18 protein-coding genes are annotated in these 17,404 nt (G+C 64.6%); 9 read left to right on the forward strand and 9 right to left on the reverse strand.

The genetic code is table 11. The features are described from left to right. Window positions 1–115: 115 nt before the first annotated feature. The 7 genes from BcanWU425_RS05580 to BcanWU425_RS05610 form a co-directional block, all read right to left on the reverse strand. Window positions 116–1,093 (reverse strand): peptidyl-alpha-hydroxyglycine alpha-amidating lyase family protein, encoded by a 978-nt coding sequence (locus BcanWU425_RS05580; protein WP_018453226.1) that lies wholly within the window; start codon window positions 1,091–1,093, stop codon window positions 116–118. Between the two features lie 52 nt (window positions 1,094–1,145). Further along, the gene (locus tag BcanWU425_RS05585) at window positions 1,146–2,933 is read right to left on the reverse strand and encodes a flavin-containing monooxygenase (protein ID WP_085385480.1); all 1,788 of its coding nucleotides are present in this window, start codon (window positions 2,931–2,933) and stop codon (window positions 1,146–1,148) included. A gap of 253 nt (window positions 2,934–3,186) precedes the next feature. Further along, window positions 3,187–3,816: a general stress protein gene (locus BcanWU425_RS05590; RefSeq protein ID WP_204512479.1), complete on the reverse strand. Its 630-nt coding sequence runs from the start codon at window positions 3,814–3,816 to the stop codon at window positions 3,187–3,189. Window positions 3,817–3,828: 12 nt separating this feature from the next. Continuing rightward, the gene (locus tag BcanWU425_RS05595; protein ID WP_026232489.1) at window positions 3,829–4,149 is read right to left on the reverse strand and encodes a hypothetical protein; all 321 of its coding nucleotides are present in this window, start codon (window positions 4,147–4,149) and stop codon (window positions 3,829–3,831) included. A gap of 179 nt (window positions 4,150–4,328) precedes the next feature. Next, the gene (locus BcanWU425_RS05600; RefSeq protein WP_085350753.1) at window positions 4,329–5,837 is read right to left on the reverse strand and encodes an acyl-CoA synthetase; all 1,509 of its coding nucleotides are present in this window, start codon (window positions 5,835–5,837) and stop codon (window positions 4,329–4,331) included. A 22-nt stretch (window positions 5,838–5,859) separates the two neighbouring features. Next, the gene (locus tag BcanWU425_RS05605; RefSeq protein WP_085350752.1) at window positions 5,860–7,044 is read right to left on the reverse strand and encodes an ABC transporter substrate-binding protein; all 1,185 of its coding nucleotides are present in this window, start codon (window positions 7,042–7,044) and stop codon (window positions 5,860–5,862) included. A gap of 33 nt (window positions 7,045–7,077) precedes the next feature. Continuing rightward, window positions 7,078–8,052, reverse strand: a complete 975-nt coding sequence (locus BcanWU425_RS05610) for an NAD(P)H-dependent flavin oxidoreductase (protein WP_018453231.1) — start codon at window positions 8,050–8,052, stop codon at window positions 7,078–7,080. A 177-nt stretch (window positions 8,053–8,229) separates the two neighbouring features. On the opposite strand from BcanWU425_RS05610, the gene BcanWU425_RS05615 reads away from it, so the two are divergent. Further along, a complete protein-coding gene (locus BcanWU425_RS05615) occupies window positions 8,230–9,117 on the forward strand; it encodes a LysR family transcriptional regulator (RefSeq protein WP_018453232.1) in 888 nt (295 codons plus the stop codon). A gap of 98 nt (window positions 9,118–9,215) precedes the next feature. Here the strand turns inward: BcanWU425_RS05615 and BcanWU425_RS05620 are convergent, their stop codons facing one another. Continuing rightward, the gene (locus BcanWU425_RS05620; RefSeq protein WP_085361089.1) at window positions 9,216–9,869 is read right to left on the reverse strand and encodes a DNA-3-methyladenine glycosylase family protein; all 654 of its coding nucleotides are present in this window, start codon (window positions 9,867–9,869) and stop codon (window positions 9,216–9,218) included. A gap of 223 nt (window positions 9,870–10,092) precedes the next feature. On the opposite strand from BcanWU425_RS05620, the gene gluQRS reads away from it, so the two are divergent. Beyond that, window positions 10,093–10,965: a tRNA glutamyl-Q(34) synthetase GluQRS gene (gluQRS, locus tag BcanWU425_RS05625; RefSeq protein ID WP_085361180.1), complete on the forward strand. Its 873-nt coding sequence runs from the start codon at window positions 10,093–10,095 to the stop codon at window positions 10,963–10,965. A gap of 104 nt (window positions 10,966–11,069) precedes the next feature. Next, entirely contained in the window at window positions 11,070–12,371 is a 1,302-nt protein-coding gene (locus BcanWU425_RS05630) for an ATP-binding protein (protein ID WP_085361088.1), read from the forward strand. On the opposite strand, the gene BcanWU425_RS05635 is transcribed toward BcanWU425_RS05630, so the two are convergent. Next, a complete protein-coding gene (locus BcanWU425_RS05635; protein ID WP_026232492.1) occupies window positions 12,298–13,191 on the reverse strand; it encodes a YihY/virulence factor BrkB family protein in 894 nt (297 codons plus the stop codon). The two genes, BcanWU425_RS05630 and BcanWU425_RS05635, sit on opposite strands and share 74 nt — an antisense overlap. A gap of 204 nt (window positions 13,192–13,395) precedes the next feature. Here BcanWU425_RS05635 and BcanWU425_RS05640 point away from each other — a divergent pair, with 204 nt between their 5' ends. The 6 genes from BcanWU425_RS05640 to BcanWU425_RS05665 all read left to right on the forward strand — a co-directional run bounded on the left by BcanWU425_RS05640 (window position 13,396) and on the right by BcanWU425_RS05665 (window position 17,399). Beyond that, window positions 13,396–13,590, forward strand: a complete 195-nt coding sequence (locus tag BcanWU425_RS05640; RefSeq protein ID WP_018453237.1) for a twin transmembrane helix small protein — start codon at window positions 13,396–13,398, stop codon at window positions 13,588–13,590. 1 nt (window position 13,591) lies between these two features. Continuing rightward, window positions 13,592–14,164, forward strand: a complete 573-nt coding sequence (locus tag BcanWU425_RS05645; protein WP_018453238.1) for a cob(I)yrinic acid a,c-diamide adenosyltransferase — start codon at window positions 13,592–13,594, stop codon at window positions 14,162–14,164. Between the two features lie 124 nt (window positions 14,165–14,288). Next, window positions 14,289–15,038, forward strand: coding sequence for an electron transfer flavoprotein subunit beta/FixA family protein (locus tag BcanWU425_RS05650; RefSeq protein WP_018453239.1), 750 nt, complete (start codon window positions 14,289–14,291; stop codon window positions 15,036–15,038). Beyond that, the gene (locus BcanWU425_RS05655) at window positions 15,038–15,982 is read left to right on the forward strand and encodes an electron transfer flavoprotein subunit alpha/FixB family protein (RefSeq protein WP_018453240.1); all 945 of its coding nucleotides are present in this window, start codon (window positions 15,038–15,040) and stop codon (window positions 15,980–15,982) included. Before BcanWU425_RS05650 ends, BcanWU425_RS05655 begins: the two co-directional genes overlap by 1 nt. A 192-nt stretch (window positions 15,983–16,174) precedes the next feature. Next, entirely contained in the window at window positions 16,175–17,056 is an 882-nt protein-coding gene (locus tag BcanWU425_RS05660) for a 3-hydroxybutyryl-CoA dehydrogenase (RefSeq protein ID WP_204512477.1), read from the forward strand. A gap of 148 nt (window positions 17,057–17,204) precedes the next feature. Further along, on the forward strand, window positions 17,205–17,399 hold the full coding sequence (locus tag BcanWU425_RS05665) for a hypothetical protein (protein WP_007615312.1): 195 nt from the start codon (window positions 17,205–17,207) through the stop codon (window positions 17,397–17,399). Window positions 17,400–17,404 lie beyond the last annotated feature (5 nt).

Genomic DNA, 17,404 nt, shown 5'->3' on the forward strand with positions numbered 1-17,404 from the left:
CGGCACAAGCAATGCGGCCGGGGGGTGGCAAAGCGCGCAAAACGCTGTGATTTCCAAGTCCGAGGCCGTTGAGGCAGCGTCATCCTGACAGCGCGACGTGGATGTGCCGAGGCAGCTACTCCCGCACGCGCTCCAGCTTCTGCAAACATCGCGTCGCGCGCACCACGGCCGGCATCTCCTCGTCCGGAAAGCTGGTCTTCCAGTCGGTGACGCCGACCTCGCCGACATAGATGTCGCCCCTGGAATCCAGTGCGATGCCGTGCGGCGCCAGGAACTTGCCGCTCGCAACGCCCGGGCCTTCCTCGCCACCGAGCCGCGCGATGCGGTTGCCCTTGGCGTCCACGATCGAGAGCCGCGGGCCGAGATTGGGCACCTTGCGGTTGACGGCCAGGCCAGGGCCGAGTTCCCCGATGACGAAGGTCGGGCTCTTAGCCCCACCGCAACAGCATAGCGCACAAGGGCGGTGCAGATTGTTCCACTGCGTCTCGTACTTGCCGTTGCCGTCGAACACCTGCACGCGGTGGTTCTCGCGGTCGGCGACATAGACAAAGCCGTCGGCGTCGGTGGCGATGTTGTGCACGATGTTGAACTGGCCGGGATCGGTGCCGGGTTCGCCCCAGCTTGTCATCAGCTTGCCGCCGGGCGTGAATTTGTGCACGCGCGCATTGCCATAGCCGTCGGAGACGTAGATTTCACCCTTCGGCGACAGCGCGGTGTGGGTGCAGCGGTGGAAGGGATCGCCGCTCATGAACGGCGACGGTTTCTCGGGGATGCCGATCGTCAGCAGCACCTTGCCGTCGGTGGTGCACTTGCGCACGGTGTGGTCGCCGTCATCGGTGCAATAGAGATTGTCGTCGGCATCGATGTGCAGGCCGTGGGCGCGCGAGAACAGGCCTTCGCCCCAACTTCGCAAGAAATTGCCCTCGCGGTCCAGCACGACCATCGGATGGGCCCCGCGGTTGAAGACGTAGACGCGGTCCTTGCTGTCGACCGCGACCGAGGCGACGTCGGTGAGCTGCCATCCGTCCGGCAGCTTTGCGAAGTTTTCAACGACGCGGTAGCGGTGCTCGCCGGTGCCGAGAATGGCTGGCATGAATTCTCCTCTTGTTCGTTATCGTGGTGCGACACTGCTTCTACGGTGTTGTTCAAGCGGTGCTCGCCGCTGCCGCTCCAGTCTGCCCCAAAATCCCTTCCTCGATCGCCTTGATCTGCAGCGCCAGATATTTCGAGTTGATCCGGCATTGCGCGAGGCTGCCGGCGATGAACCAGAGGCCGGGCTGCCTGGTGCGCGTATACATGTTACGCAGCTCGAGGCCGTCGCCAAAGCCCCAGATCGGGCCGACCCGGTCGGCGACGGCGTCGCCGAACAGTTTCTGCACCAGATATTCCTGTGTCTTGTAACCGGTCGAGAGCACGATCAGGTCGGCCGAAAGGGTTGTGCCGTCCTTCATGCGAACGCCCTCGGTGACGAAGCTCTCGATGTCGGAAAACTGCCTGAGCTTGATCGCGCCCTCGATGACGAGGTTGGAGCAGCCGACATTGAAATAATAGCCGCCGCCACGGGTGAGATATTTGAACTGCCAGCCGGTGCCGGCCTCGCCGAAATCGAGCTTGAAGCCGACGCGCCGCAACCCGTCGAGCAGTTCCTTGTCGAGCTCCTTCGACTGCTCCGTCAGCATCACATGGGTCTTTTTCGCGAGCGGTGTCGGCATCGAGGTCGCGATCAGATCGTTGTCCTCGAGCGTGCCCTCATTGTAGGTCGCATAAGCGAGTTGGGCCGACGGCTCGATATTGGTGACGAGCGTAGGTGAACGCTGCACCAGCGTCACTTCGGCACCACTGGAGTGAAGATCCTGCGCGATGTCGTGGCCGCTATTGCCGGTGCCGATGACGATGGCGCGTTTGCCTGTCCAGGTCTCGCCGTCCTCGTAGCGGCTCGAATGCAGCAGCGTGCCCTTGAAGTTATCCAGGGTCGGAATGACAGGCACATTGGCGATGCCGCTGACGCCGGTTGCCATCACCACATGGCGCGGGTGCATGATACGCTCACTGCCGTCGGTGTGCCGCAGTGTGACGGTCCAGTGGTCTTTCGCATCGTCGTAGGCGCCGCCCTCGAATTCGGTGCCGGTCCAGAAGTTCAGCTCCATCGCCTCGACGTAAGCTTCGAACCAGTTGGCGAGCTTGTCCTTGGGGATATAGGTCGGCCAGCTCGGCGGAAACGGCATGTAGGGCAAATGATTGACCTGCACCTGGTTATGCAGGGTCAGCGCGTGGTAGCGCTTGCGCCAATTGTCCCCGATCCGCGCCTCGCGATCGACGATCAGGGTGTCGATGTTCAACTGTTTCAGCCGCGCCGCGATCGCGAGCCCGGCCTGGCCGCCGCCGACCACCAGCACGGCGGGATCGCGATCGGCGTAGTCGCGCGAGCCGTTGCGCAAGTCCAGCCAGTTCGGTCCACGGAAGTCGCGCGAATAGGCCTGGCCGCGCGGCCGCGAGGTGCCGAGCTGCTCCTCGAAGCCCTTGAGCTCGTCGAGCGCGGTGAGGAGCGTCCACGCTTTCAGGCGGTCGCCGTCGGTGGCGTCGGGCACAAGCCTGACGGTGCCGCTGCCGCGCCCCAGTGCGGTTTCGAAATTGAAGATCACCTCGATAGTGTTGGTCCCGGCACGCGTCACCCAGCGCGGTGGCGCTCGGTTCGGCGCAATCTTGAAGCTGCCCGGCGCAGCCTTTGCCGCGAGCGTTGTCAGCTCCCGCTTGATCGAGTCGCCGCCGCCGATCGTTTGCAGGTTCCAGCTTAGTGCCAGCACATCGCGCCAATAGCTGTCGGCGAGGAAAAGACGATCCAGCGCAGCGCTATCGGCTGCGCCCAGCGTTAGCTCGACCTCATCGAGCCAGGCTTGCGCGGATGCGACAATGTCCTTGGTCCTGTCCAGCATGCGCGACCTCGTGCCGTCTCCGCGGCGTTTCCTCTACGGTCGAAAGCTATACTGTTTCGCAGACGGCCAATAGCCGATTACCCGAGCAGTGAGAACATGTGGCCCTGCTTCAGCGGAATGCGCTCGTTGAGAGAGACCTGCGGCACCCTCGTGGTGTTCGAGGAGGGGCACGCGAAAGAGGCTCCACCTTGGTGGAGCCTCCCTCGCGCTCTTGGGATTCACAGCCGCTGGCGTGGCGGCGAGCGGAACATCCCTAGCTCACCCGCGTGCCGGCGCCGTACAGCTCACGCTCACGGCCGACATCGTCGGGTGACAACGGCGGGCTTGCGGCATCGAAGCCGTTCCAGCCGGATTTTTGCCAGGCGGCGCTCCGTTCCTGCAGGTTCACGGCCTTCTCGTGCAGAAGGGCATCGAGACGTGTGCTGTCCTGGTCGGGTACCCGCGCCGATACCAGCGTTCCGCCGCGACGGACGCCCTCCGCGTAGCGCGACGCATCATCCTTGGAGACGCCGGCTTCGGTCAGCGCGCCAACGATGCCGCCCGTCGCCGCGCCGGCCGCGGCACCAACTGCGGTCGAAGCCAGCCATCCGGCGGCAACCACCGGTCCCAGTCCCGGAATGGCCAGCAGGCCGAGTCCGGCAAGCAGGCCGGCCGCGCTTCCGAGGCCTGCGCCGATGCCGGCACCCGTGCCGGCACCTTCGGCGCGATCGTCGACGCCGTCGCGATCACGGTCAACCTTGCCGGTGGAGGAGCCGTACCAGTTATCGGAATTGTTCGCGACGATGCTGATGTCGGAGTGCGGCACGCCCGCGGCCTCCAGACGCCTGACCGCACGTTCCGCATCCGAATAGGTGTCATAGAGTCGAGAAATAGTGGTCGTCATGTTTCATCCTCCTTACTTGGCGGGGTTCACGTTGCCCTGGAAATCGACGCTCACGTCCGCCTTGGTCCCGGCCTTGTCGGCCTTGCCGCGCCAGACGCCGTTGTCGTCCTTTTGCAGTCCGGAAACATTGGAATAACCCGCGCCCTCGATCTTCGACTTCGCCTGGCCCTCGGTGAAGCTGTTGCGGCCCGCGACCGGTGCGTTGGAGTTGTTGTGATCAGAGCTGTTGACGGCGTTGTTGCCCGGCCCGCTCTGCGCAGGCTGTGACTGTGCACTGACAGGCGCTGATCCGAGCAGCAGCAGAGCTGCGGCGAGCATGGTGAGACGAGACATTTTTTATTCTCCGGCTGTTGATTGTGCCGGTCGACAACAGGCGAGATTCGAATTGGTTGCTCTTCCATTTGCGACGGAAGCGCGCGTCTTCAATCTGCCGAATATTGGAGAGGCGCAGGAACGATTGCCACTCGTTCCCGTTTATGCGGTCCGGCACTCTCGGACGGCGTTGCCTGTCCTCACATCGTCCAATAGGGCTCCCGCAGCTTGCGCTTGAAAATCTTTCCCGTGGCCTCGCGCGGCAGCGCGTCACGGAATTCGACGTCCTTTGGCACCTTGAAATTGGCAAGCCGCCCGCGCAGGAACGATCGGACGGCGTCGGCCGAGAGCTCGGCATCCGATTCAGGCTCGACAAAGGCGCACAGCCGTTCGCCGAATTCCGCGTCGGGGATGCCGAACACGGCACAGTCGCGCACGCCGGGCATTCCGATCAGCACGTTCTCGATCTCGGCGGGATAGATGTTGACGCCGCCGGAGATCACCATGTCGCGCTTGCGATCGCACAGGAACAGATAGCCGTCCGCGTCGAGGTAACCGACGTCGCCGACGCTGACCAGGCCGTCACGGCCGGCTTCGGCCCTTGCCTGCGACCTGCCGTGATAGTCGAAATCGGGCACTGACGTCTGGCGCATGTAGATTTCGCCGACTTCGTTTGCACCGCACGGGCTGCCGTCATCGCGGAAGATCCTGACGATGCCGCCTTCGATGGGGCGGCCGACCGTGCCAGGCTTCTTCAGTGCTTCCTCGGCCGAGTGCCACACCGGGATCCCGGTCTCGGTGGAGCCGAAATATTCGTTGATGACCGGTCCCCACCAGTCGATCATGGCGCGCTTGACGTCCGGCGGGCAGGGGGCGGCGCCGTGCACGACGAAACGCAGCGACGACAGGTCGTAGCGCTGCCTGACCGCTTCGGGCAACCGCAGCAGCCGGACGAACATGGTCGGTACCATGTGAATGTGCGTGACGCGGTGGCGCTCGATCAGCGCCAGCAGCTCCTCGGCATCGAACCGCGCCTGGAGGATGATGGTGCAAGCGCTGCGGAACGCCAGCATGCCGTAGGAATGCGGCGCCGAGTGATACATCGGGCCGTTGATCAGCACGATTTGGTCTTCCCGCGGCTTGATGCCATAGGCGATCCCGCCCACGCGTTCGGAGGCGGCCGCCTGTTCGGGCTGCATCGGCATGCGCCGCACGCCCTTCGGCATGCCCGTGGTGCCGGATGTATAAATCATCGCTGCGGCCCGCCGCGGCGGCTCCTGCGCTTGCGGATGGTCGTCGCGCCAGCGGTCCCAATCGGTCAGTCCCACCGGGATCTCAGTCAGTTCCCCAGGGATCGAAAAGGTCGCTGCGAGTTCGGGCGGCGTCGCGACGACCAGGAGAAGGACATCCGCCGGTACGCCGTCGCGGATCTGCGGCAGCAAATCCGCGTGGCAGACCAGGATCTTCGCCCCGCTGTCGGCCAGGATGTAACGGACCTCCTCGGCCTTCAAATGCCAGTTGATCGGCACCACCGGACTGCCCAGCGCGGCCGAGGCCGCAACCACCTCGAACAGAGCGAAATCGTTGCGCAGCATCATCGCGACCGGCGCGGCCTCGGCAAGCCCCAGGGCGCGGAAGCCGCTCATCGCCCGCCTGATCCGAGCCCGGATGTCGTCATAGCTGATCTGGCGTTCGCCGCTGATGATCATGGCGTCTCCTCATCCCGCTCGTCTAGCGATCATCCAGCACGTCGCCGAAGCCGACCCAGCTCTTGCCATTGAAGCGCCGGAGCTGAAGCTGCTGGAACGGCAGATAGTCGTCGGGGCCGGTCGTAACCGCCATTCCCGGCAGCAGCAGCGGCAGCTTCACATCCTTCAACGAGGCCGCCTGGCGCATGATGTTGTCGCGGCTGATATCATCCTTGCACCCCTTCAGCACCGTCATCAGCAGCGTGGCATAGTGATAGCCCGCGGCGTAGTTGGAGTTGGAGAGGTCCGCGGCCGGCATGTAGCGCTTCATGAAGGCGAAGTATTCCTTCACGCCGGGATCGTCGACCCATTGCGGGTCCATCGTGTCCTTCTGATTGCTCGACGAGATCAGGCCGACCGCGTTGTCGAGCCCTGCCGGTTCCAGGAAAGAGATCGACGACGCCGAGGTCGGCACGAAGAACAGCTCCGGCTTCCAGCCGATCTCGGCCACGCCCTTGACCATTTGCGAGGTGAACTTGCCGAGCACGACGCCGAACAGCACGTTGGCGCCCGAGGCCTTCAAGGTCGAGAGTTGCGAGCTGATCGTCGGCGCGCTGGTCTCGTAGCTCGCTTCCGCGATGATCATGCTTGCCGCCTTAGGCCCGAGCGCTCGCTTGAAGCCGGCGACATAGTCGCGGCCGAAATCGTCGTTCTGCGAGAGGATCGCGATCCTGGCGTCGGGCTTGGCCTGCAAAATGTATTTGGCATAGACCACGCCCTCGGATTCGTAGGCCGCCATGCCCGGCATGGTCCACGGGTTCTTCTGCGGATCGGCCCATTTGGTGGCGCCGGAGAGCACGAACAGCTGCGGCACTTTCTTGGCGTTGAGATAGCGCTGCACGGCGCTGTTGGTGGCGGTGCCGAGCGAGCCGAACATCATCAGCACCTCTTCTTGCTCCACCAGCTTGCGGGTCTGCTCGACGGTCTTCGGCGGCGAATAGGCGTCGTCCAGCGTGATGAACTTGACCTTGCGGCCGTTGATGCCGCCTTCGGCATTGACCTTCTCGAAGAACGCTTCCTGCGTCCGTCCGATCGCGCCGAAGCCGGAGGCCGGGCCGCTGTAGGGCAGGGTCTGCCCGATGCGGATCTCGTCGCTGCCTTCGGCATGGGCGCTGCCGCCGGCGAGCATCAGCAACGACATCCCGATCAGTGCGGCTGCCAGCTTCATGGTGTCCTCCCGTTTTATTGTCGGTCCGAGACGTCAGGCGCTGACGCGCATCAGGAAATCCTGTCGGGCCTGGTCGAATTCCCGTTTCATCCGGTCGACGAGCTCGGCGACCGGCGGCGCGTCGGCGATCTGGCCGATACCCTGGCCCGAGCCCCAGATGTCGCGCCACGCCTTGGACTTCATGTTGCCGCCGGAGCCGAAATTCATCTTCGTCTTGTCGGCCGCCGGCAGATTGTCCGGATCGAGCCCGGCCGCGGCGATCGAAGGCCCGAGATAGTTGCCGTGCACGCCGGTGAAGAGGTTGGTGTAGACGATGTCATGCGCGGTGTGCTGCGTCAGCGCCGACTTGTAGGCTTCGTCAGCGTTGGCTTCCTTCGTCGCGATGAAGCGCGTGCCCATATAGGCGAGGTCGGCGCCCAGCGTCAGCGCGGAGGCGATCGCGAAGCCGTCGCTGATTGCGCCCGACAGCAGGATCGCACCGTCGAACCATTGTTTGACCTCGCGTACCAGTGCGAAAGGCGAGAGCGTTCCTGCATGTCCTCCAGCGCCGGCGCAGACCAGGATCAGACCGTCGACGCCCTGCTCGGCGGCCTTGCGCGCGTGCTTGACGTTGATGACGTCGTGGAACACGAGGCCGCCGTACGAGTGTGCGGCCTCGACGAGCTCGGCGGGCGGTCGCAGCGAGGTGATGATGATGGGCGCCCTGTGCTTCACACAGGTCTCCATGTCCTTCATCAGCCGGTCGTTGGAGGCGTGGCAGATCTGGTTGACGGCGTAGGGTGCGACCTTCTTGCCGGGATTGCGCGACTTGTATTCGCCGAGTTCGTCCTCGATGCGGCTCAGCCATTCGTCGAGCTTTTCCACCGGACGGGCATTGAGTGCCGGAAACGAGCCGACCACGCCGGCCTTGCACTGGGCGATCACCAGCTCAGGGCCGGAGACGAGGAAGAGCGGCGAGCCGACCACGGGCAGCTCGAGCGAATCCTTCAAGAGAGCGGGCAGCGCCATGATGTCCTCCCGGAAACGCAGCCCGCCGGCAGGCGGATGACGAGGCGTTTCCTTCTTTGATTGTCGCGGGCGAGTTGCCGCCCATGTTTCTTTTGACGTCATTATAGGGGTTGGAGTGGGGCCTCTTATCGTTCAATATTGAACGGACAACTATTCAGATTTGAACAGAGGCCGCTCATGGACTGGGACCTTTGCAAGACCTTCCTCGCGGTCGCCGATACCGGCAGTTTCACCGGCGCGGCGCGCCGGCTGCACAGCAGCCATCCCACCGTCAGCCGCAAGATTGCGGCGCTGGAAGCCCAGCTCGGCACCAGGCTGGTGGCGCGTGCCGCCGACGGCCTTGCGCTGACGGCGGATGGACGGACGCTGCGCGAGCACGCCGAGGTAATGGCGGCGGCCGCGCTGCGGGCGGAGACGGCAGTCTCGGCCGGAGGGCATAAGGCGCGCGGGACCGTCAAGCTATCGATCGGCGCAACGCTGGCCTCGCATTGGCTGATGCCGCGCCTGCCTGCGTTCCTGCGCGCGCACGATCACGTCCAGCTCGAGATCATCACCCATCCGTTTCCGGCGAGCGTGCGCCGGCGCGAGGCGGACGTGGTGTTGCGGCCCTTCGACAGCGGCGAGGAAAATCTGGTCGGCCGCAAGATCGGCCGTCTCGGCACGGGATTCTACGCCTCGCGCGGCTACGCCGGCGGGCGGTCCTTGCCGGAACGGCGCGGCGAGTGGAAGGGGCACAGCGTCATCGGTTTCGCCGATCAGACCTCCAATCTCCAGCTTGCGCGCTGGAGCGACGTCGTCACGCGTCAGGCCTGGGTGGTGATGCGCTGCTCGTCCCAGGGCGACATGCTGGCGGCGGTCCGCGCCGGACTCGGAATCTCCGCCCTGTCGTGCTTTGTCGCGGAAAGCTATCCCGATCTTGTGCGTGTCGCGCCGCAGAAGCTCGCCAGCGTGGCGGACCTGTGGCTGCTCGCCCATCCCGACCTCGTCGAACTGCCGGCGGTGCGGGCCGTCATCGACTTCGTCGCCGATTGCGCCCGGACCGATCGCGTCGGGCTGCGGGGCTAGAGCGTGTTCGAGCGAAGTGGACACCGGTTCGCGTCAAGAAAACGCGTCAAAACAAAACACTAGAGCCCCGTTCCGATTCCATCGGAACGGAACTAGCTCTAGGTTGATCCCGCGATGACGCCTTCGCGTTTTTTCACCGCGCGATAATAGCTCCACCACAGATGTGCCGCCGCTCCGCGCAGGGGGCGCCAGGGTTCGGCGAGCGGCGCCATCTGCTTCTCCGTTGGCCGCGCCTGCAAGCCGAGCCCGATGCGGATGCCTTCCTGCACGGCGAGGTCGCCGGCCGGCCAGGCGTCGCCATGGCCGAGGCAGAACAGCAGATAGACGTCCGCGGTCCAGGGTCCGATGCCGGGCAGTGCGATCAACGTGTGATGCGCGGCATCAGCGTCTTCTTCCGCGAGCACGTCGAGGTTCAGCCGTTCTGCGGTGATCTCGCGCGCGAGATGTTTCAGCGTCTTGATCTTGGCGGCGGACAGGCCGAGCCGCCCCAGCCGGTCGGTGCGGGCGCGGCGGACAGCCTCGTGGTCGAACGGATCGAACGCGGCGGACAACCGTCCCCAGATCGCCGCGGCGCTCGCAGTCGAGAGCTGTTGCCCGCAGACGATGTGGGCAAGCCCCGCAAAACCCGGCTCGCGCCGCCGCAACGCCGGCATGCCGGCAGTCGCCAGCACTGGCTTCAGGCGCGGATCGCGCTTGACCAGCGCGTGGACGGCCTCTTCGAGATCGGATTGGGTTTCGAGGTGGATGGTCATGGCAATCGTCAACTCTCTCCGGCGTCATGGCCGGGCTTCCACCCGGCCATCCACGTCTTTCCAACGTGCATCATTGTTAGCACGGCTGGTGATCATCGCATTCTCGGGGACCTTGACACGATCGGTGCGCCGCTCCGAAGAACGTGGATGGCCGGGACACAGGCGAGCGGAAGCGACGCCATCCGTCTAGACGGCTATGCCCGGCCATGATGAGTTCCGAAGCATGTCGCCACCCGTTTTCCGATTTGCCCCCAGCCCGAATGGCTACCTGCATCTCGGCCACGCTTATTCCGCGCTGCTCAATTCCGACCGCGCGCGCGAGACCGGTGGGCGGCTGTTGCTGCGGATCGAGGACATCGACGCGACGCGTTGCCGGCCGGAATATGAGACAGCGATCTACGAAGACCTCGCCTGGCTCGGCATCGCCTGGGAGACGCCGGTGCGGCGGCAGTCGGAGCATCTCGATGCGTATCGGACGGCGCTGGACAGGCTCTCGGCGCTCGGCCTGGTCTATCCAGCCTTCGAAAGCCGCGCCGAGATCGCAAGGCTGGTTAAGGCGCGTGAAGCGGATGGGCCGTGGCCGCGCGATCCCGACGGCGTGCCGCTCTATCCCGGCGCCGCCAGATCGCTGTCCGCGGACGAGCGCGACCGCCTCATCGACACCGGTGCGCCTTACGCGCTTCGGCTCGACATGGCAGCCGCCTGCCGCCGCGCTGTGGGCCTGAGCTGGAACGAACTGGGCGAGGGGCCGGATGGTGAGCGTGGCGTCGTCCCGGCGCGGCCAGAAGCCTGGGGCGACGTCATTGTGGCCCGCAAGAAGACGCCGACGAGCTACCATCTGTCCGTTGTTGTCGACGATGCGCTCCAGGACATCAGCGAGATCGTGCGGGGCCAGGACCTGTTCCACGCCACTTCGGTCCACCGTCTGCTTCAGGTTCTGCTCCACCTGCCCGAACCCGTCTACCGCCACCATGGGCTACTTCGCGACGAGCGCGGCCGGAAGCTGTCGAAATCAACCAGCTCGACCGGCCTTCGTGAACTGCGCGCCGGCGGCGCCACGCCGGCCGGTATCCGCCGGTTGGTGGGATTAGGTTAAGTTTCTCTGGGGGTTAGCCAAACGGCGCCGTGACTCCGGGTGTTCCGCCGTGCCATGCTCGCCTGACAGCGCGGGGTTCGAAGGGGATACTTCGAAGGGGAGTTATGGCGGCGAAAACGCGCGCAGCGCGCACTACGCGGACGTCCAAGCGAGTGGCTCGGAAGCGCTCCGGGCCGACCGCCCGGTTGCGCAAGCGCAGCACCAAGCGGGTCGAGCCGGACGTCGTCCAGGCCGCGCTTGCCGCCTTTGCCCATGAGGTCCGCACCCCCCTGACCGGCATTCTCGCGATCAGCGACTTGCTCGCGACTTCGGATCTCGGCGAACGGGAAAGACGCTGGGCCGACACGATCAAGGCCGGTGCCGAGCATCTGGCGAACCTTGCCACCCTGTTCGTCGATGCCGCCAGAACCGGCAAGGGGACCGGCAAGGGCATCGGAGGTGGAAGCTCGCTGCGGCAGGATTTGTTCGACCTGCGGACCCTCGCCCGCAACGCCGGCGATTCGCTGGCCGGTCGCGCCGCGGCCAAGGGTCTCCAGGCCGAGGTCGATATCTCGGAGAAGCTGCCGGGGCTGGTGGTCGGTGATCCCGTCCGCCTGCGCGCCGCGCTCGAGAACCTGATCGACAATGCCGTGAAATTCACCGAGCACGGCGGCGTGGCGCTCACGGTCGCGCCTTGGCGTTCCGTCAAGAGCAAGGACAAGACCAAGAGCAAAGGCAAAGCAAAGGGCAAAGGCAGCGTCGGTGTCGCCTTCGCGGTGTCCGACAGCGGCATCGGCCTCACCATGGCCGAGATCAAACGGCTGTTCCGGCCGTTTACCCAAGCCAATGTCACCATTGCCTCGCGCTTCGGCGGCGCCGGACTGGGCCTGTCGTCGGTGAAGCAACTGGCGCGCGCGATGGGCGGCGACATCACGGTCGCGCCTCGGCCCGGCGGTGGCGCCACCTTCACATTGACGGTGTCGGTGTGTGCCACGGGATCGGGCAAGTCCCGCAAGTCGAAGGGCGAAGCCGAGATGGATGCGGTTCCGGCGCTGCGCTTGCTCAGCGTCGAGGACAATCCGTTCGGCCGCGTTGTGCTCAACACCATCCTGACCGAACTCGGTCATCATGCCGAGTTCATCGGGCGCGGCGAGGACGCGGTGAACCGGCTCGCGCAGGGCGCCTTCGACGCGGTGCTGATGGATATGGTGCTGCCGGGCATCAATGGCGTCGAGGCGATCAGGCGGATCCGCACCATGGCGACGCCGCTGGCTCAGATCCCCATCATCGGGGTGTCAGGTCGGGGCGAAGATGAAGTCGCCTCACGCGAGGCCGGCGCCGACGCCTTTCTGGTCAAGCCTGTGTCTCCGCGGGCGCTAGCGACTGCGCTGCTTGCAGCGACACGCCGTGAGGAAGCCGCGACTTGATGATCGCGGCGTTGAGCTCGCCGCCGTAAACGAAGATCGCGGCGATGAAATACAGGAACACCAGCGCGATGATCACCGAGGCGAGCCCCGCATACATCGTCACGTAATTATTGGCGAAGCGCGCCAGATATTGCCCGAACACGATGCCCGAGATCAGCGACGCCACGATGGTGAAGACGATGCCGGGCAGGATCTGGAGGAACCGGCGCCGTCCCGCCGGCAGCCAGGTATGCAGGATCATCAGCGCCACCACCAACGCGCCAACGGTGATGCCGTAGCGCAGCCAGGTGAGGATCCTCTCGTTGGATTCAACGAACAGCGGGATGTGCGCACGCGCGGCCTCGATGAGCAGCGGCCCGAGCACGATCAGGAATGCCATGGCGAGCGCGGTGAAGGCCGCAATCAGCGTGTAGGCGATCGATTCCAGCCGTAGCCAGTACCAGGGCCGCATCTCCACGACCGCATAGGCGCGGTTCAGTGCGACCCGCAGCGCCTCGACGCCGTTGGAGGCGAAGTAGACCGACAGCACCGCGCCGATGGTGAATAGGCCGGTGCGGGTCGTGGTCAGCACGTCGTGGACTTCCCCCGAGATCGAATCCGCGACCTGCTTGGGCCAGACCTGGAGCATGAGGCTCGCAGCCTGATCGGCGAGTTCCTTGGAGCCGAAGAAGCCGGCGAGCGATGTCAGGACGATCAGGAACGGGAATAGCGCCATCAGCGTCGACAGCGCGATGTGGCTCGCGATCGCCCAGCCGTCATCGGCGAGGAACGTGTAGAACGCGTCCATTACGACAAGGTAGATGGTGCGGATTGCCTTCACGCACCACCTGCACTGCTGTTGCTGCTTCCGCTTCCCGCGCGCGGGAAACGCATTCCGACCTCTCCCCGCAGGCGGGGATAGGTCAAGAGGATAGGCAATTGGCGCAAATCCAGATTCATCCAGCTAGCTTCTGATATTATTGGCTTAAAAGCCAGATCGGGAACGCCATGGCGGACCGGCGCGGAGGGTGTTATTTACCCTCGAATGGCATCTCTCCTGAGTACTTTCATCCTGCCGATTGCGGTCGGCGCCGTGGCGTTGGTGCTGCTGCTCGGTCTCATCAACATGATGCGCGGCGGCTCGCCCAACACCTCGCAGAAGCTGATGCGCTGGCGCGTGCTGCTTCAGTTCGTGGCGATCGTCATCGCGATGGCCGCCGTGTGGGCGATGGGGCGTTAACATGGTCGTGCTCAACCGCATCTATACGAAAACCGGTGACGACGGCACGACAGCGCTCGGCTCGGGCGAGCGCCGGCCGAAATACGATCTGCGCATCGAGGCCTATGGGACTGTCGACGAGACCAATGCTGCGATCGGCGTGGTCCGGCTTCACACCGGGGATGCGCCCGAGCTCGACGCGATGCTTGGCCGCATCCAGAACGATCTGTTCGACCTCGGCGCGGACCTCGCGGTGCCCGAACGTGAGGGCAAGGCGGAGCGGCTGCGGGTGGTGGCAAGCCAGGTTGAGCGGCTCGAGCGCGACATCGACGCGCTCAACGACAAGCTGGCACCTCTGACCTCCTTCGTGCTGCCGGGCGGCACGCCAGCCGCCGCCTACCTCCATGTCGCCCGTACGATTTGCCGCAGGGCGGAACGCGTGATGGTGGAACTGGCGGCCCGGCCGGAAGAACCTGTTGGTGCCGCTGGCATCCAGTATATGAACCGCCTGTCGGACTTCCTGTTCGTGGCCAGCCGCGCGGTCAACGAAGACGGCGCCGGCGACGTGCTCTGGGTTCCGGGCCAGAATCGCTGACCCATTGGGCCGCGCATTTCTGGGCGCCAAAATTAGACCCCTTCGCGCGTTGACCGGGCCGGATCAGGCCTTTAGGTTCCGCGCCAGTTGATAACCCCCTCCCAGATTGAGTGAAAGAGGATCGATGAAGGTCTTGGTGCCGGTAAAGCGGGTGGTCGATTACAACGTCAAGGTCCGCGTCAAGAGCGATGGATCGGGTGTTGAACTCGCCAACGTCAAAATGTCGATGAACCCGTTCGACGAAATTGCGGTCGAAGAAGCGCTGCGCCTGAAGGAAGCCGGCAAGGCGACCGAAGTCGTGGTGGTCTCGATCGGACCGGCGCAGGCGTCGGAAACGATCCGCACCGGTCTCGCCATGGGCGCCGATCGCGGCATCCTGGTGAAGGCCGAGGGTGCGGTCGAGCCGCTCGCGGTCGCCAAGATCCTGAAGAAGATTGCGGACGAAGAGCAGCCGGGCCTCATCATTCTCGGCAAGCAGGCGATCGACGACGACAGCAATCAGACCGGCCAGATGCTGGCCGCGCTGCTCGGCTGGTCGCAGGCGACCTTCGCCTCGAAGCTCGAGGTCGAAGGCAGCGACTTCAAGGTCACCCGCGAAGTCGACGGCGGCTTGCAGACCGTGAAGCTGAAGGGACCGGCGATCGTCACCACCGATCTCCGTCTCAACGAGCCGCGCTACGCCTCGCTGCCGAACATCATGAAGGCCAAAAAGAAGCCGATTGCGGACAAGACTGCCGCCGATTATGGCGTCGATCTCACCGCGCGCCTCGAGGTTCTCAAGACGACCGAGCCGGCGGGCCGCAAGGCGGGCGTCAAGGTCAAGGACGTCGCCGAGCTGGTGTCGAAACTCAAGAACGAAGCCGGGGTGCTCTGATGACGACGCTTCTGATTGCCGAACACGACAATGCGTCGCTCAAGGATGCGACCAACAAGGCCCTGACCGCGGCGGCCGCGCTCGGCGCGGACGTCGAGGTTCTGGTGGCCGGCGAGAACGCCAAGGCCGCGGCGGACGCCGCCGCAAAGCTCGCCGGTGTGAAGAAGGTGCTGCTCGCCGACGGCGCGCTTTACGCGCACGATCTGGCCGAGCCACTGGCCGCGCTGATCGTCTCGCTGGCGCCGTCCTATGACGCCATCGTCGCGCCCGCGACCTCGCGCTTCAAGAACGTGATGCCGCGCGTCGCGGCCCTGCTCGACGTCATGCAGGTCTCGGAGATCACCAAGGTGATCGCCCCCGACACCTATGAGCGCCCGATCTACGCCGGCAACGCCGTCCAGACGGTGAAGTCGAAGGACGCCAAGAAGGTCATCACGGTGCGCACCTCCACCTTCGCCGCAGCGGGTGAAGGCGGCAGCGCGTCGGTCGAGAGCGTCGCGGCGGCGGCCGATCCGGGCCTGTCGTCCTTTGTCGGCGAGGAGGTCGCGAAGAGTGACCGTCCCGAGCTGACCTCGGCCAAGATCATCGTCTCCGGTGGCCGCGCCATGCAGAGCCGCGAGAACTTCGCAAAGTACATCGAGCCGCTCGCCGATAAACTTGGCGCCGGTGTCGGCGCTTCGCGTGCGGCGGTGGATGCGGGCTATGCGCCGAACGACTGGCAGGTCGGCCAGACCGGCAAGGTCGTGGCCCCCGAGCTCTATGTCGCGGTCGGCATTTCCGGCGCGATCCAGCATCTGGCCGGCATGAAGGACTCCAAAGTGATCGTCGCGATCAACAAGGACGAGGACGCGCCGATCTTCCAGGTCGCTGATTACGGCCTGGTCGCCGACCTCTACCAAGCGGTTCCGGAGCTGACGGCCGAACTCGGCAAGCTCGGCAAGTAAAACGCGCTAAACACCGGCCGGAGCTATAAACTCCGGCCGGTGTTGCTTTTTGAGGCGTTTTCTTTGGCGCGGGACACGCCTTCGAAGCGATCCAATCTAGGTTTCGAGGCCGGGTTCTGATTAAATCAGACCTCCCGGCTCAGGGGGATAGGCAGGCGCGGTTGATAGCGCGCCGTTCCGGTGGATGACATTATGGCGGCAGTAATCAAGAAGGTCGGCGTGATCGGCGCGGGGCAGATGGGCAATGGCATCGCGCATGTCGCTGCGTTGGCCGGCTTCGACGTGGTGCTCAACGATATTTCGACCGACCGCCTCAAGTCAGGCATGGCCACGATCAACGGCAATTTGACGCGCCAGGTCTCCAAGAAGGCCGTCAGCGAGGACGACAAAGCCAAGGCGATGGCGCGTATCGTAGCCGGCGAGAAGCTGGAGGATCTCGCGGACTGCGATCTCGTGATCGAGACCGCCGTCGAGAAGGAAGAGGTCAAGCGCAAGATTTTTCACGATCTCTGCGCTGTGTTGAAGCCCGAGGCGATCGTCGCTTCCGATACTTCCTCGATCTCGATCACGCGGCTGGCCGCCGCCACTGACCGGCCCGAACGCTTCATCGGCATTCACTTTATGAATCCGGTGCCGTTGATGGAACTGGTGGAGTTGATCCGCGGCATCGCCACCGACGACCAGACCTTCGAGGCGTCAAAGGAATTCGTAGGCAAGCTCGGCAAACAGGTCGCGGTCTCCGAGGATTTCCCGGCCTTCATCGTCAACCGCATCCTGCTGCCGATGATCAACGAGGCGATTTACACGCTGTACGAAGGCGTGGGCAACGTCGAGGCGATCGACGCGGCGATGAAGCTCGGCGCGCACCATCCGATGGGCCCGCTGGAGCTCGCTGATTTCATCGGCCTCGATACCTGCCTGTCGATCATGCAGGTGCTGCATGAGGGCCTCGCCGACTCCAAGTACCGCCCGTGCCCGCTGCTGGTGAAATACGTCGAGGCGGGCTGGCTCGGTCGCAAGACCCAGCGCGGTTTTTACGACTACCGCGGCGCCAAGCCGATTCCGACGAGATAAGGGGTTTCGTGCCGGGACATTGCGCAGCGCGTTAGCGATACGCAGCAGAGCCGGGAGACGGAGAAAGCCTACCTTACGGCGACTCGCGACAATTCATGTCCCGTTAACCGCCCGCCTCTAGGTTACCGCCGGTACGAGGGTTTGCGTAATGGACATGATGGCGATGGTCAGCAGCATGCTGGCCTCTCAGCAAGGCGCGCTGCAGTCGAATATCTCGGCGACGCTGATGAAGCAGAACGCGGATGCGGAGAAATCCACCGTCCTGACGCTGCTCGGCGCCGGACAGCCCTCGCTTGCCAATGTCGGCGCTGGCGTCGGCAGCAACCTCAACGTCACCGCCTAAAACAT

Source organism: Bradyrhizobium sp. WU425 (assembly GCF_021052305.1).
Lineage (GTDB): Bacteria > Pseudomonadota > Alphaproteobacteria > Rhizobiales > Xanthobacteraceae > Bradyrhizobium > Bradyrhizobium canariense_D.

Coding starts and splice junctions, on each gene's coding strand:
- BcanWU425_RS05660 (WP_204512477.1), top strand. CDS start 16,175: ATGGCGGCAGTAATCAAGAAGGTCGGCGTGATCGGCGCGGGGCAGATG.
- BcanWU425_RS05650 (WP_018453239.1), top strand. CDS start 14,289: ATGAAGGTCTTGGTGCCGGTAAAGCGGGTGGTCGATTACAACGTCAAG.
- BcanWU425_RS05615 (WP_018453232.1), top strand. CDS start 8,230: ATGGACTGGGACCTTTGCAAGACCTTCCTCGCGGTCGCCGATACCGGC.
- BcanWU425_RS05610 (WP_018453231.1), bottom strand. CDS start 8,052: ATGGCGCTGCCCGCTCTCTTGAAGGATTCGCTCGAGCTGCCCGTGGTC.
- BcanWU425_RS05620 (WP_085361089.1), bottom strand. CDS start 9,869: ATGACCATCCACCTCGAAACCCAATCCGATCTCGAAGAGGCCGTCCAC.
- BcanWU425_RS05665 (WP_007615312.1), top strand. CDS start 17,205: ATGGACATGATGGCGATGGTCAGCAGCATGCTGGCCTCTCAGCAAGGC.
- BcanWU425_RS05655 (WP_018453240.1), top strand. CDS start 15,038: ATGACGACGCTTCTGATTGCCGAACACGACAATGCGTCGCTCAAGGAT.
- BcanWU425_RS05600 (WP_085350753.1), bottom strand. CDS start 5,837: ATGATCATCAGCGGCGAACGCCAGATCAGCTATGACGACATCCGGGCT.
- BcanWU425_RS05580 (WP_018453226.1), bottom strand. CDS start 1,093: ATGCCAGCCATTCTCGGCACCGGCGAGCACCGCTACCGCGTCGTTGAA.
- gluQRS (WP_085361180.1), top strand. CDS start 10,093: ATGTCGCCACCCGTTTTCCGATTTGCCCCCAGCCCGAATGGCTACCTG.
- BcanWU425_RS05645 (WP_018453238.1), top strand. CDS start 13,592: ATGGTCGTGCTCAACCGCATCTATACGAAAACCGGTGACGACGGCACG.
- BcanWU425_RS05630 (WP_085361088.1), top strand. CDS start 11,070: ATGGCGGCGAAAACGCGCGCAGCGCGCACTACGCGGACGTCCAAGCGA.
- BcanWU425_RS05590 (WP_204512479.1), bottom strand. CDS start 3,816: ATGACGACCACTATTTCTCGACTCTATGACACCTATTCGGATGCGGAA.
- BcanWU425_RS05585 (WP_085385480.1), bottom strand. CDS start 2,933: ATGCTGGACAGGACCAAGGACATTGTCGCATCCGCGCAAGCCTGGCTC.
- BcanWU425_RS05605 (WP_085350752.1), bottom strand. CDS start 7,044: ATGAAGCTGGCAGCCGCACTGATCGGGATGTCGTTGCTGATGCTCGCC.
- BcanWU425_RS05640 (WP_018453237.1), top strand. CDS start 13,396: ATGGCATCTCTCCTGAGTACTTTCATCCTGCCGATTGCGGTCGGCGCC.
- BcanWU425_RS05595 (WP_026232489.1), bottom strand. CDS start 4,149: ATGTCTCGTCTCACCATGCTCGCCGCAGCTCTGCTGCTGCTCGGATCA.